General features: G+C 63.8%; 12 protein-coding genes. 2 read left to right on the forward strand and 10 right to left on the reverse strand.

The genetic code is table 11. The annotated features are described in order from the left end of the window. Window positions 1-323: 323 nt before the first annotated feature. The 3 genes from PG892_RS12495 to PG892_RS12505 form a co-directional block, all read right to left on the reverse strand. Window positions 324-881: a cytochrome b/b6 domain-containing protein gene (locus tag PG892_RS12495; RefSeq protein WP_039039770.1), complete on the reverse strand. Its 558-nt coding sequence runs from the start codon at window positions 879-881 to the stop codon at window positions 324-326. Between the two features lie 48 nt (window positions 882-929). Beyond that, complete coding sequence (locus PG892_RS12500; protein WP_010672753.1) at window positions 930-1,199, reverse strand: PepSY domain-containing protein; 270 nt, start codon at window positions 1,197-1,199, stop codon at window positions 930-932. A 121-nt stretch (window positions 1,200-1,320) separates the two neighbouring features. Beyond that, entirely contained in the window at window positions 1,321-1,773 is a 453-nt protein-coding gene (locus PG892_RS12505; RefSeq protein ID WP_223933573.1) for a YaiI/YqxD family protein, read from the reverse strand. 131 nt (window positions 1,774-1,904) lie between these two features. Here PG892_RS12505 and zntB point away from each other — a divergent pair, with 131 nt between their 5' ends. Next, complete coding sequence (gene zntB, locus PG892_RS12510) at window positions 1,905-2,870, forward strand: zinc transporter ZntB (RefSeq protein ID WP_200164895.1); 966 nt, start codon at window positions 1,905-1,907, stop codon at window positions 2,868-2,870. Between the two features lie 9 nt (window positions 2,871-2,879). Continuing rightward, the gene (locus tag PG892_RS12515; RefSeq protein ID WP_223933575.1) at window positions 2,880-3,398 is read left to right on the forward strand and encodes a mechanosensitive ion channel domain-containing protein; all 519 of its coding nucleotides are present in this window, start codon (window positions 2,880-2,882) and stop codon (window positions 3,396-3,398) included. 36 nt (window positions 3,399-3,434) lie between these two features. Here PG892_RS12515 and PG892_RS12520 read toward each other — a convergent pair whose 3' ends face one another. The 7 genes from PG892_RS12520 to PG892_RS12550 all read right to left on the reverse strand — a co-directional run bounded on the left by PG892_RS12520 (window position 3,435) and on the right by PG892_RS12550 (window position 13,020). Continuing rightward, window positions 3,435-3,683 carry a hypothetical protein gene (locus PG892_RS12520; RefSeq protein WP_010672757.1) on the reverse strand — a complete coding sequence of 83 codons (249 nt, stop codon included), beginning with the start codon at window positions 3,681-3,683 and terminating at the stop codon, window positions 3,435-3,437. 69 nt (window positions 3,684-3,752) lie between these two features. Further along, a complete protein-coding gene (locus PG892_RS12525; RefSeq protein ID WP_223933577.1) occupies window positions 3,753-5,543 on the reverse strand; it encodes a cation:proton antiporter in 1,791 nt (596 codons plus the stop codon). Window positions 5,544-5,637: 94 nt separating this feature from the next. After that, window positions 5,638-6,159 carry an MltR family transcriptional regulator gene (locus PG892_RS12530; RefSeq protein WP_010672759.1) on the reverse strand — a complete coding sequence of 174 codons (522 nt, stop codon included), beginning with the start codon at window positions 6,157-6,159 and terminating at the stop codon, window positions 5,638-5,640. 97 nt (window positions 6,160-6,256) lie between these two features. Further along, the gene (locus PG892_RS12535) at window positions 6,257-7,402 is read right to left on the reverse strand and encodes a mannitol-1-phosphate 5-dehydrogenase (protein WP_052815685.1); all 1,146 of its coding nucleotides are present in this window, start codon (window positions 7,400-7,402) and stop codon (window positions 6,257-6,259) included. Between the two features lie 37 nt (window positions 7,403-7,439). Beyond that, entirely contained in the window at window positions 7,440-9,368 is a 1,929-nt protein-coding gene (locus tag PG892_RS12540; RefSeq protein WP_223933579.1) for a PTS mannitol transporter subunit IICBA, read from the reverse strand. Between the two features lie 644 nt (window positions 9,369-10,012). Further along, complete coding sequence (locus tag PG892_RS12545) at window positions 10,013-12,034, reverse strand: exoribonuclease II (RefSeq protein ID WP_223933581.1); 2,022 nt, start codon at window positions 12,032-12,034, stop codon at window positions 10,013-10,015. An 86-nt stretch (window positions 12,035-12,120) separates the two neighbouring features. After that, window positions 12,121-13,020: a LysR family transcriptional regulator ArgP gene (locus PG892_RS12550; protein WP_010672764.1), complete on the reverse strand. Its 900-nt coding sequence runs from the start codon at window positions 13,018-13,020 to the stop codon at window positions 12,121-12,123. Window positions 13,021-13,129: the final 109 nt, after the last annotated feature.

The raw sequence follows: 13,129 nt of genomic DNA on the forward strand, positions 1-13,129 counted from the left end.
GCCAACCTGACGCGCCCCTATTTACTTTTGTACTGACACACCCACCTGGTTTTGCGACTGTGATATTGGATGACGTGAACGGCATACCGGCCTGACTGATAACCTGGCAAAAGAATAGGCTTTCTAGGCCGAGGGTCTTTTTAGGACAGTCAGGCGCGATTCTCATCGTGGCGCGGAGAACATTCTCCATCAAGACGCCGGATAGATTTAAGCAAGCCAACCACAACACCCGAAATCAAGGTTGCAAAAAAGGGGGTGACCATAGATTTTTTTGGGCAGATGAGCGGGTGAACAGAGGAGGGGACTGGTCGGCAGCCCGGCCATCAAGCGCGGGGGTCTTCCACCTTGATGTTGGCGGGGACCCGCTTTTTGCCAAGCACCATGGCGCGGACCAAATCGCTGCGGGTGAGGCGATCGGTCAGGAGTACCACGGCCGCATGGATGCCAACGGCGGCCATCAGGGTGTTGGCGATGATGCCGTGCAGCTCCTCCAGCCACTCCTCGCCCCAGAAGGCATCCCAGGTGGTGAGCCAGCCGGTGACGACGGTCCCGACCAGGGACAGCAGCAGCAACCAGATCATCAGGGAGCCGACCGGATTGTGGCCGAGGTAGTAGGGGTGGCGCCCCTGGGCGAGCTGGCGCAGGTAGTAGCGGACCCGGGCAGGGGTTGGCCACCACTGGCCGAAGCGGGCGTAATAGGGGCCGACCAGCCCCCACAGCAGGCGGATGATGAGCAGGATGCCCACCGCGTAGCCAGCATATCTGTGGGGTTTGCTGCCCTCTTCCAGCACGAAGAAGTTGAGCAGGCAGAGGGTGACGGTCGCCCAGTGAAACACCCGGATGAGGGGATCCCAGACTTTCACTTCAGAGGCAGGTGTCATGGCAAGGCTCCATGGTGGGGGCCGGGGGAAGACCGGCCCGGGGCGGCGTTACTCGTCGATCTCTTCTTTCACCTTTTTCAGGTCGGTCGGGTCGAAGTAGATCTCGACCTTGCGCTTCTCCTTGTCCCAGCCGTAGATCTCGTAGCAGCCGGTCTTGGTGGCCTTGAACTTCTTGATGTCGTAGCCCATCGCCTTGATCTGCTGCTGGGCGTCGGCTTCGCTCATCCACTTGCTCTTGTCGGCCTGGGTGCATTGGGGGTCGGCCAGGGCTGCGCCGCTCAACAGGGGGATCAGTAACAACAGGGGGGTCAGTTTCATTGCTTGCTCCTTGCGGGTGGTTGGGTCAACAGTCGCAAGGCTAATCAAGGAGCATTAAGGAAGAATTAAGGGAAAAGGGAAATGAATGGCTCTCCCCGGCGGTGGGCCGGGGAGAGGGTGATCAGCTCAGCTTGCCCCTGACCAGCCACTTGTCCAGCGCATTGGCGAAGCGCTGCTTGTCGGCGGCGTTGAAGGGCGCAGGGCCACCGGTCTGGACGCCGGCAGAGCGCAGCTCCTCCATGAAGTTGCGCATCCCGAGCCGTGCCTGGATGGTCTCCCGGGTGTAGATCTCGCCCCGGGGATTGAGCGCCTCGCCCCCGGCGTCGATGACCCAGGAGGCGAGGGGAATGTCGCCGGTGATCACCAGGTCGCCTGGCTTGACCTGCTGGGCGATGACATGATCTGCCACATCGAAGCCCTTTTCCACCTGCTGGGTCTTGATGAAGGGGGAAGGGGGGACTTTGAGCCCCTGGTTGGCCACTAGCGTGGTCACCACCTGGGCGCGGTGGGCGGCGCGGTAGAGGATCTCCTTGACCGGGATGGGGCAGGCATCGGCATCAACCCAGATGGGCATGGCATGGCTTCCTGTGTCTGGAACGGGTGGCGCATCTTAGCATGGCTGGTGCGGGGCGGCTGCCCCGGGGCTGAGTCGTCCCCGCCTTTGGTGTAAGCTGGGGCCTGCACATGAAACGAGAAGGAGACGAGATGGATCGGGTGCCCGGTGACGCGATTTATGGCCTGACCCTGGACGGCAAGGGGGGCATGACCCCGCTGGCCGAAGGTAGCGAGATCCCCTGTGCCCAGCCCGGCTGGCTGCATCTGGACTACGGCAACCCTGAGTCGGCGCGCTGGCTGCTGCAGACGCCGCTGCTGGGGGAGGCGGCCCGGGAGGCCCTGCTCGGCCAGAGCAATCGTCCCAAGCTGGTGCGGATGGGGGAGACGGTGCTGCTGATCCTGCGCGGCATCAACCACAACAAGGATCACAGGCCTGAAGAGATGGTGGCCCTGCGGATCTTCATCACGCCGGATCTCATCATCAGCAGCCGACGTCGTCCGCTGCTCTCCGAGAAAGATGTGTTCGAGCAGCTGTCGCTGGGGGGCGGTGCCGACACTCCCGCCGACTGGCTGGTGGAGATATGCGACGCCCTGACCGACCGGGCCGGGGAGTTCGTCGAGGAGCTGCACGACCAGATCCTGGATCTGGAAGAGATGGTGCTGATGCGCGACCTGCCCGCCAACGGTCGGCTTGCGCGCATCCGCAAGCAGCTCATCATGATCCGTCGCTACCTCTCCCCCCAGCGGGATCTGGTGGCGCGCCTGGCCAACGAGAAGATCAGCTGGCTGGACGAAGATGACAGGCGACGCCTGCTCGACATCGCCGACCGCTTACGGCGCTGGCTCGACGATCTGGATGCCGGGGTGGCGCGCACCGCCGTGCTGGCGGACGAGATCAACAACCTGATGGCGGAGGCGACCAACCGCCGTGCCTACCAGATGTCGGTGATGGCGCTGCTGTTCCTGCCCGCCAGCTTCCTGACCGGCCTGTTCGGCATCAACCTGGGGGGGATCCCGGGGGCCGAGAGTCCGACCGCCTTCTGGGTGTTCTGTGGCTTCCTGCTGGTGCTGGCGACCGGACTGGCGGTCTGGCTCAAGCACAGGCGCTGGTGGTAAGGAGTGAACATGACGACATGGGAATCTTTTGGCGTGACCCTGCTGCTGTTGCTGGGGCACACCCTGGTGCGCGGCCTCATTCACAAGAGCCTGATGGCCCTTGGCCAGAGCCGGCAGGTGAGCGAGAACCGGGTACTCTACGTGGAGCACGTATTCCACTTCCTGCTGGGCTGCGCCACCCTGCTGATCCTGGCCGGGGTCTGGGGGCTCGACTTCTCCCGGCTGGTGGTGCTCGCCTCCTCCTTCTTCGCGGTGCTGGGGGTCGCCATGGTGGCCCAGTGGTCGATCCTCTCCAACATCACCTCCAGCATTACCATCTTCTTCGCCTTCCCCTACAAGATTGGCGATCGCATCCGCATCCTCGACAAGGATGACTCCGTCACCGGCATCATCACCGAGATCGGCCTCTTCTACGTGCGGGTGCGGGATGACAACGGCGATCTGGTCACCTATCCGGCGAACCTTATTCTGCAAAAGCCGGTGAGGAGGCTGGAGGGAAAGGAGGCTGAGTCCACGCAGCCGGAATGAGAAAAGGCTCCCTCGGGAGCCTTTTTCGATGGGTGCTCAGCGTTCGAAGAAGCGGTAGAGGTGCTCGACCTGGACGGGGCAGTCAGCCACCAGATGGATGTGGTCCCGTGCCTCCTCGGTGGACGAGAAGCTCATGGGGCACCCCAGGGTGTCCGTCATCACGTAGAGGTGGCCGTCCTGCCCCCTGAACTCCACGATCCAGCCGGGGGAGACGATGTCGTGCATGATCTCCGCCTCCTTGAACCTGTGCTGCTGGTGAAGCGCGCGCAATTCACTGACTGTCATGACATCCTCCTATGACTCATGGCGCCACCCTCAAGTCTAGTTCTCCTTCCCGGTGGCGCCGTCATCGGATCAGGGCGCCGTCGCCCCCTCACGGGGCGGTTGCAGGGCGATCAGCAGCTCCCCGGGCAGCGGCGTGACAGGGCCGGTGACCACACTGGGTCTGGCCCTGGTATCCAGCACGAACAGAGGAATGGCGCCGGGATTGGCTTCCTGATACTGGTCCCAGTCGAAGGTGTCGCTCAGGCGGGTCGCCTTGATCTGCCCGCCCCGGCTCAGCAGGCCGCTCAGCCTGGCGAAGTTGATGTCGGCGCCAAACAGGTTCTGGCGGGCACGGAAGGTGGCGCTCTCCCGGTTGGCCTTGCCGTGCTGTTCGCTGGAACGCAGGGAGTGGACCTTCTCCTCCCCGTAGAGGTGGGCGAAGTGCAGCACCCCGAGGGCGTTGTTGTGGCGGCTGGGAGAGAGCGCCAGCACGGTGCTGATGCTGGTGAGCGGCAGGTGCCGCTCGGCGTGCTCCGACTGGGGGTTGCCGAAGTAGCAGGGCAGGCCGCTCATGCGGGCCAGCTTGCAGTGCTCCCAGGCAGGATCGGAGAGCTGCACCGGGATCCCCTGATCCGCCAGCGCCTTGCCGATGGCCCGGGCCACCGAGTTGGCGCCGATGAGCAGCCAGACATTGGGGGCGCTCTGGCGCATGTCGAGCAATCTGGCCAATGGCGTGGCCGTCAGGCTCTGCAGCACCACGGTGAAGATGATGACCGCAAACACCAGGGGCACCAGCTTGTCGGCATCCTCGATGCCGGCCTCGTGCATGCTGATGGCGAAGGAGGCGCTGACCGCCGCCGCCACTATGCCCCGGGGGGCTATCCAGGCGAGCAGGGCGCGGGCGCGCCAGGGCAGTTCCGACCCCCGTGTCGAGACCAGGATGCAGAGCGGGCGGGCCACGAACTGCACCACGCACAACAGGGCCAGCACCATGGGGCCGAGCTGCCAGAGTTGGGCCAGATCGAGGCGGGCCGCCAGCAGGATGAAGAGGGAGGAGATGAGAATGACGGCGAGATCCTCCTTGAAGGCCAGCACCTCCTCCAGATCCAGCCCCTCCTGGTTGGCGAGCCAGATGCCGAACACCGTCACCGCCAGCAGGCCGGATTCGTGACTGAGCCAGTCAGACAGGGTGAAGGTCACCAGCACCAGCGCCAGTACCCCGAACTTGTGCAGGCTGACCGGCAGCCAGTCCTTGCGGATGAGCAGGGTGGTGAGCCAGCCGGCACCGACCCCGATGAGCGACCCCACTCCCACCGTCTTGGCCAGGGCCAGCAGGGTATGACCGACCAGATCTCCCTGGCTGCCGAGGCGCACCGCTTCGAACACCAGTACCGCGAACAGGGCGCCGATGGGGTCGATGACGATCCCCTCCCAGCGAAGGATCTTGTCCACCTCCCGGACCGGGCGGATCACGTTGAGCATGGGGGCGATCACCGTGGGGCCGGTCACCACCAGCACGGCGCCGAGCACCATGGCGACCCGCCAGTCCAGCCCAAGCAGGAAGTAGCTGGCGGCGCCGATGACGGCAAAGCTGGTCACCATGCCGGTGGAGCAGAGGTTGCGTACCACCTTGCCGATCCCCTTGAGTTCTGTCAGGTGCAGGGTCAGCGCCCCTTCAAACAGGATGATGGCGACCGAGAGGGAAACCAGGGGAAACAGCAGATCCCCCAGCAACTGATCGGGATCGAGCAGACCGGTCACCGGGCCGAGCAAGAGGCCGCTCAGCAGCAGGAACAAAATGGCGGGAACGCGCACGGACCAGGCAAGCCATTGGGCGAGCAGGGAGATGAGGGCTATTCCGGCGAGGGAGAGAGCAATCATGCCAACCTCGTACAGGTGATGGGGTTGGACCTAGTGTAGCGGGGAAGGGGGGCAAGATGACACCCGCCAGGCGTGCAGGGGAGAGCCACTCAGATCAGATGGGGCTCTCTTTGTGGAGTTCGGTGACGCAATCGGTCACCGCCAGCACCAGGGCGGAGCGCACCATCTGATCGAGCCGGTTGAGCTGCATCTGGTAGAGGGGCCAGTCCTCCTCGTTGGCCGGGGGATCCTGCGGCATCATGCTGCCCTGCTGGATGGCATTCAGGCGCTCGAGCAGATCGCGGACCGGCTTGTCGCTGAAGCGGTAATCCTTGGGGTCGCGTACCAGAAAGTCGCGGATCTTCAGGTATGCCTCGAGATCCTGATAGCGCTCGAGGGAGATGAGGCCGAGGGCGAAGATGAGCTTGAGGCGCACCTCCAGCTGGCCGAGGGGGCCGCTCTGGTTGAGCAGGGGTTCGATGGCGTATTTGACGGCATACTCCTCCTGACGAAAGGCTCGCCGCATCAGGGAGTCGACCGCCTCTTCCAGGATGGTCACGACCTCGAGAAAGAAGCCGCGGGGGCCATCCTGCTCGTTCAGTCGCTCCAGTACTTCATCTTCCTGGTGTGTGGTCATAAGTGCTTCGGGTCCGGCTGACAGGGGGAGAGCAGGCCCTCCCCCGGTTTGTATCGTATGGGGTCCGTCACGGGCGGTGTGACGCCACCCCATCAGGTCACTTCAAGTTGTTGTAACGGGCGACGATGGTGCGTACCACATCGCTGTGCTCATCCAGGCCGGTGACGCGGGCCAGGGTCCGTGCCGGACCAAGTTCCGCCAGCATGGCCTGCAGCTCCACCGCCTGGGGATCGTCCTCATTGCGGTAATGCAGTGCAGCGGCGATGCCCTCCTGCAGGTGATCGCTCGGCAGGCCGTATTCCAGGGTGCCGAGCAGCGGCTTCACCAGTCTGTCCCCCGCCGCCAGCTTGCGCAGCGGCTGGCGACCGACCCGGTCAATCTCGTCCACCAGATAGGGGTTGGCGAAGCGGGAGAGGATCTTCTCGATGTAGGCGGCGTGCAGGCGCGGGTCGAAGCCGTAGCGTTTCACCAGCACGGCCCCGCTCTCCTCCATGGCGCGGCGCACCTTGCTGCGGATCAGCGGATCCTCGATCGCCTCGCGCACGGTGCGATAGCCCCTGAGCTTGCCGAGGTAGGCAGTGACGATGTGGCCGGTGTTGAGGGTGAACAGCTTGCGCTCGACGAAGGCCATCAGGTTGTCGGTGGGCTCCATGCCCGCCACCTGGGGCAGCTCCCCCTTGAACTGGGTCCGATCGACGATCCACTCGCTGAAGCTCTCCACCGTCACCTCCAGGGGATCGTCGTTCGCCGCGGCGGGCGGAACGATGCGATCCACCGCCGAGTCGACGAAGCCGACGCACTGCTCGAGGGTGGCATGATACGCGACCGGCAGGTACTTGAGTACCTCCTCCTTGAGGTGGCTGGTGCCGCGCACCATGTTCTCGCAGGCGATGACGTTGAGGGGAGTCAGGTTGCCGGCATCGAAGCGGGCCTGCAGCCCCTTGGCCAGGGTGCTGGCAATCTTGTCCAGGATGTTGGGGCCGACCGCCGTGGTGACCAGATCGGCGGTGATGATACGGGCGATCACCTCGTGTCCGGCCGAGCTGACGGCGGCAACGTTGCGCACCACGTCCAGCTTCTGATCCGTGCCCACCACGTGCACCTTGTACTCCTGGCGGTGGTTGAGTTGGTCGATCAGGGTCTCGTTGACGTCGGCGAAGGTGACCTGATGGCTGGCGTCAGCCAGCAGTTTGCCGATGAAGCCCCGACCGATGTTGCCGGCACCAAAATGCAATGTTTTCATGATATTAACCTCTACAACCAAAGACGATGACGGATGATTACGCGGCCTGCTCGGCCCCCAGCAGATCCAGGAACTCCTGGGGATCCTGGGTGCTGGCCAGACGGTCGACGAGACCGGGCTCATCCAGTGCATTGGTCAGGCGGGTTATGACCTGTATGTGTTCATCGTTGCGGGCGGCAATGCCGATGACCAGGCGCGCCACTTCATCGGCGCCCTCGCCGAAGGCGACCCCGGCAGGGTATTGGCAGATGACGATGCCGGTACGCTTCACGTGCTCCTTGGCGGCGATGGTGCCGTGGGGCACGGCGATGGATTCGCCGAGGTAGGTGGAGACCAGCTGTTCGCGCTCCAGCATGGCGTCGACGTAGTCCGGTGCCACATAGCCTCGCTCGGCCAGCAGCTTGCCGGCGGTCACGATGGCGGCTTCCTTGCTATCGGCCTTGAGGCCCAGGTGCACGTCCTGCAGGCTAAGGGTGAAGACTTCCGGCTCCTGCGGCTCGTAGCTGTCGTCGTTGGCCGCCACCAGCAGTTGCGGGTTGGCGACGTCATCGTTGGCCGCGTTGGCCAGGCTGAGGTTCTGCACCAGCTCCTGATAGAGGGCGTTGTCGAGGAAGTTGGTCAGCGAAATGTGCTGTGCATGCGGCGCATGGAGACGGGCACGGTCGGTGAGATCCTTGTGGGTGATGACCAGATCCACCTGATCGTCCAGGTTGTTGATGGCACGGTTGGTGACGCTGATGTCGAGACCGGCGGCCTGCACCCGCTTGCGCAGCATGCCGGCGCCCATGGCGCTGGAGCCCATGCCAGCATCGCAGGCGACGACGATGTTGCGCACTGCGGTCAGCTCGGTTTCCGGCTTCTTGGCGGCGGTGGTCTCGGGCTTGGCACCCTTCATGGCCTTCATCTTGCGGGTGGCTTCACCCAGGGCATCGGCCTCGTCGGCTTCCGGCTGCTGGGCACGGACGAACACGGCGGCGACCAGGAAGGAGACGGTGGCGGAGGCGATGATGGAGAGCAGCACCCCGATGAGGGAGGCTTTCGGCGTCATCAGCAGCACGGCGAAGATGGAGCCCGGGGAGGCGGGGGAGACCAGACCGGCGTTGAACAGGGTCAGGGTGAAGACCCCGGTCATGCCGCCTGCGATCACCGCCAGGATGAGGCGCGGGTTCATCAGCACGTACGGGAAGTAGATTTCGTGGATGCCGCCGAAGAAGTGGATGATGGACGCACCGGCTGCGGACTGCTTGGCGGCGCCACGGCCGAACACCATGTAGGCCAGCAGCACGCCCATGCCCGGACCCGGGTTCGCTTCGATCAGGAAGAAGATGGAGCGGCCCTGTTCGGTGGCTTGCTGGATCCCGAGCGGCGAGAAGATGCCGTGGTTGATGGCGTTGTTCAGGAACAGGATCTTGGCCGGCTCGACGAAGATGGAGGTGAGGGGCAGCATGTGGTTGTCCACCAGGAAGCCGACACCGCTCGCCAGCACGCCGGAGAGCACCTTGACGAAGGGACCGATGACGAAGAAGGCAAGAATGGCGAGCAACATGCCGATGATGCCGGCGGAGAAGTTGTTCACCAGCATCTCGAAGCCGCTCTTGACGCGACCTTCCATCGCCTTGTCGAAGCGCTTGATGGCCCAGCCACCCAGCGGGCCGACCATCATGGCGCCCATGAACATGGGGATGTCGGTCCCCACGATGACGCCCATGGTGGTGATGGCACCGACCACGGCACCCCGGTCACCCCCGATCAGCTTGCCGCCGGTATAGCCGATGAGCAGCGGCAGCAGGTAGGTGATCATGGGACCAACCAGCTTGGCCAAGGTTTCATTGGGCAGCCAGCCAGTGGGGATGAAGAGGGCGGTGATGAAGCCCCAGGCGATGAAGGCGCCTATGTTGGGCATGACCATATTGGACAGGAAGCGTCCAAAATTCTGTATCTTGACTTTGGTATCCGGTGATAACATGTCGGGACCCCGTTTTAAGCCTGTGTGATTAAAAGTGGTAGTCGGGATGACGAGTTTTGCCGAACTCCCATCCCAGTCGTCTAAGCAACTTCAATCTACCAGCTTGTGATCAAATTAGGCTGAAAACGGGGTGTCTTGTGACCTGGATCTCAAATACCCCGACCTCCCCCCTCCCGGTATAGTGATGACGATCACAGTCAGTCGCTGTATTTCGGCTACATTTCGATCTTCTCGCCTCTGGGTGTCAATTTTTTGTGATTGACGTCTCGTTTTGCGGTTTGCGCAAATACGGTGTCAACGTGACTGTCGTCACAAAACCAAATTTTGCACTCAAATGAGTCATGGTTTGTCGCCTCGTATTCGCAAGTAATGACGATGGATATGCCGCAGTTCATCGTTAATCATCAATGAATCATTTATTTTGTAACCCACTTTCAGTTTTTCCCCCGAGAGGATCGGTTCCGAAAGGGCCTCTTGTGACGCCCGGATGGCGGATCCTGATCCGCTCCCGTCTCGCTCCTCCCTGCCGGTCGCGACGCAGGCAGGGGCCTGCGAGCGGGTCTCCCATCCCGTCTGTCCGCGGAGCGCAGCCATAAAAAAAGCCCGCAGGATGCGGGCTTTTGCAGAGCAGACAAGCAGGGAGATCACTGCGCCTTGGGGGCCTCGTCGGCAGGCGCGGCTTCGGCCTCGCTGGCAGGGGCCACCGGCGCCGGACCCGGCACCAGATCCACCGCCGGCTTGGCGATGAGGGAGCGGGTCTCTTCCACCGCTTCGGTCAGCTTCACCTCGATGATCTGGCCGAGCTCGTAGACCACCTCGGTCTTGTCCAGATAGACGCGGCCGTTGTCCCAGTTGCACTCCAGCCGATCCTTGTTGTCCAGGATATGGCGGGCGGGCATGAAGACCACGGCGCCGTTCTCCTGCAGGCGCAGCTTGAGGCCGGCGCGCATCACGTCGATGATTTCGGCGTTGAACACCTTGTCGGTGCCCGCATCGGCCTTGAGGTAGCGCACATAGAGCCAGTCGCCGATGTCGCGCTCCACCATGCGGTGCAGGCGGCGGCAGGCGGTCAGGTGCTCGGTCAGCTCCAGGCTGGGGCGCTCACCCGGGGTCTTGCCGGCGATAACCGCCTTGAGCAGGCGATGGTTGACCATGTCGCCGTATTTGCGGATGGGGGAGGTCCAGGTGGCGTAGGCATCCAGACCCAGGCCGTAGTGGGCGCCCGGTTCGGCGGACATCAGGGCATAGCTCTGGAAGCGGCGGATCTTGCCGTCCAGCCAGCGGGTGTCCAGGTTGTCTATCCAGCGTCGCAGGGCGCAGAAGCCGGAGAGGCTGGCGATCTCTTCCTTCTCGAACGGGGCCTCGGCGGTCTTGAGCAGCTCGATGGCGCCGTCCAGGGACTCCTCGTCAAAGCCGGTGTGGACGTTGAAGATGCCGTAGCCGACCTCTTTGCCCAGCACGCGGCCGGCGCAGATGTTGGCGGCGATCATCGACTCTTCCACCATGCGGTTGGCGATGCGGCGCGGCTCCACGTGGATGGCAAGCACTTCGCCGTCTTCACCCAGCTCGAAGTCGTAGTCGGGTCTGTCCGGGAACACCAGGGCGTGCTCGGTACGCCACTTGATGCGGGCCTCCGTCATCGCCTTCATCAGGGGCAGCTGGGCCAGGACGCCGGCGTCGATATCCAGCGCTTTGCCGTGCTCGGCCCAGTCGGAGACGTCGTCATAGGTGAGGCGGGCATGGGAGACGATGCGGGCGGCGAAGAACTCGGTCTCCTCCAGCAGCAGGCCGTCCTCGGCGATGAGCAGACGGGCGCACAGGGTGTTGCGCTCCTCGCCCTCTTTCAGGGAGCAGAGCTCGTCGGAGAGGGTGCGCGGGATCATGGGCACGTTGCGCCCCGGCATGTAGACAGTGAAGGCGCGCTGGGCGGCCTCCTTGTCCAGCTCGCTCCCCTCGGCCACATAGGCGGTCGGGTCGGCGATGGCCACCAGCAGCTCCCAGCCGTTCTCCAGCTTGGTGATGGCCAGGGCATCGTCCATGTCCTTGGTCTTGGTACCGTCGATGGTGAAGAAGGGAACCTGGGTCAGATCCCGGCGGGGCAGCTCTTCCTCTTCGATCACCTTCCACTCCGGCAGGTCCGCCGGTTCAATCTGGGCCAGGTTGTGGCGCGCGAGCACCACCCACCAGGGCACGTTGTGATCTTCCTGGGTGGCGATGAGCTGGGTGATCTCGGCGGAGAAGTTGCCGTCCACCAGGGCATGGCGCTTGAGGGTGGCAACCACCCAGTCCCCTTCTTTGAAGGATTTCTCGTCCAGACCCTTCTTGGCGCGGGCCTTGATGGCGTCCTTGATGAGGGGGTGGTCGGGCACCACGTTGAGGCGGTCGCGGAACATCTTGACGCGGCCGACGAAGCGGGTGACGGCCTGCTCCAGCAGGGCATCCGGCTCGGCCACCTCTTTCTCTTTTTCAGTGCGGATCAGGGCGCTCACCCGGTCACCGTGCATCACCTTCTTCATGTAGGGAGGCGGCACGAAATAGCTGGTCTTCTCATCGACCTCCAGGAAGCCGAAGCCCCGATCGGAGGCGCGGATCACACCCTCTTTCTTGGGGATGTTTTCGCGGATTTGTTGCTTGAGCTGGGCCAGCAGCGGATTGTCTTGGAACATAAATGGGGAACCTGAGTGGAGACCTGATGGTTAATCGCCCAGCACTATACGTTTTTACCCCCCCAAAGCCAAGGTGAATGGCCCCCTCAACGGGGTTGCAGTGCCCGTCGCCCCTGCTGGATCAGGCGCTGGGATATCTGCTTGTGCAGCCCCCGCTCCAGCACCCAGCGGTGCCAGTAGAGCTGCTCGACCAGGTGGTGATCCGGGTTGAGATCGAGCAGGCGCCCCTCTTCCAGTTGCTGGCGGATCTGCAATTCCGGGATGAGGCAGCAGGCCAGCCCCTGCTCCGCCATGGCGACGAAGGCCTCGGAGGATCGCACCGTGTGGCAGGGGTAGCCACCGGGGGGGAGGGCGAAATGACGGGCCATGTAGCTGATGTGCATGTCGTCGCGCTGATCGAAGGCCACCGCCGGCGCCTTGGCCAGGGCCGCCGCCGTGAGGCCGTTCGGGAAGTGGCGGGCGACGAAGGCGGGGCTGGCGGTGAGCAGATAGCGCATCTCGCCGAGTTCGTCGACGCAGCAGCCCGCCAGCGGCTGGGGTTGCAGGCTGACGGCGCCGAACGCCTGCCCCTCGCGCACCCGGTCCAGGGTGCGGCTCTCGTCATCCACCAGCAGGTTCAGCTCGATGGGGTATTGCTCCAGCAGTGGCGCCAGGGCGGGCAGGAACCAGGTGGCCAGGCTGTCGGCATTGACGGCGATGCTAACCCGGATGGGGGCCCTGGGCTCGTCGGGGGAGAGCTCGCCGGCCAGCTCCAGCTCCAGCTGGCGCACCTGGCGATAGTGGGCCAGCAGCTTCTGGCCGAGCCCCGTGGCCTGCAGCGGCTGGCTGCGGATGATGAGCGGCTCGGCAAACTGCTGCTCCAGCTGCTTGATACGCTGGGAGATGGCGGACTGGGTGATGTGCAGGCGCTGGGCGGCACGCTCGAAGTTTTGCTCCCGGATCACCGCGTCCAGGGCCAGCAGCAGCTTGTAGTCCAGCGTCTTCATCAGCATTCCTTATGAAAAAAGGGAGTTCAGCAAGAATGCTACTCAAGGGAGCGCCAGAGGACAACCCGACCGCCCCCATGGAGGGGGCCCGTCTCCGGGGCCGCCCCTG

Origin of the sequence: Aeromonas sp. QDB68, from assembly GCF_027707405.1 — a bacterium.
Lineage (GTDB): Bacteria > Pseudomonadota > Gammaproteobacteria > Enterobacterales > Aeromonadaceae > Aeromonas > Aeromonas caviae.

Bases quoted from the DNA above. Each gene is read 5' to 3' on its own strand.
- PG892_RS12495 (WP_039039770.1), bottom strand. From the start codon at position 881: ATGACACCTGCCTCTGAAGTGAAAGTCTGGGATCCCCTCATCCGGGTG.
- PG892_RS12500 (WP_010672753.1), bottom strand. From the start codon at position 1,199: ATGAAACTGACCCCCCTGTTGTTACTGATCCCCCTGTTGAGCGGCGCA.
- PG892_RS12505 (WP_223933573.1), bottom strand. From the start codon at position 1,773: ATGCCCATCTGGGTTGATGCCGATGCCTGCCCCATCCCGGTCAAGGAG.
- zntB (WP_200164895.1), top strand. From the start codon at position 1,905: ATGGATCGGGTGCCCGGTGACGCGATTTATGGCCTGACCCTGGACGGC.
- PG892_RS12515 (WP_223933575.1), top strand. From the start codon at position 2,880: ATGACGACATGGGAATCTTTTGGCGTGACCCTGCTGCTGTTGCTGGGG.
- PG892_RS12520 (WP_010672757.1), bottom strand. From the start codon at position 3,683: ATGACAGTCAGTGAATTGCGCGCGCTTCACCAGCAGCACAGGTTCAAG.
- PG892_RS12525 (WP_223933577.1), bottom strand. From the start codon at position 5,543: ATGATTGCTCTCTCCCTCGCCGGAATAGCCCTCATCTCCCTGCTCGCC.
- PG892_RS12530 (WP_010672759.1), bottom strand. From the start codon at position 6,159: ATGACCACACACCAGGAAGATGAAGTACTGGAGCGACTGAACGAGCAG.
- PG892_RS12535 (WP_052815685.1), bottom strand. From the start codon at position 7,402: ATGAAAACATTGCATTTTGGTGCCGGCAACATCGGTCGGGGCTTCATC.
- PG892_RS12540 (WP_223933579.1), bottom strand. From the start codon at position 9,368: ATGTTATCACCGGATACCAAAGTCAAGATACAGAATTTTGGACGCTTC.
- PG892_RS12545 (WP_223933581.1), bottom strand. From the start codon at position 12,034: ATGTTCCAAGACAATCCGCTGCTGGCCCAGCTCAAGCAACAAATCCGC.
- PG892_RS12550 (WP_010672764.1), bottom strand. From the start codon at position 13,020: ATGAAGACGCTGGACTACAAGCTGCTGCTGGCCCTGGACGCGGTGATC.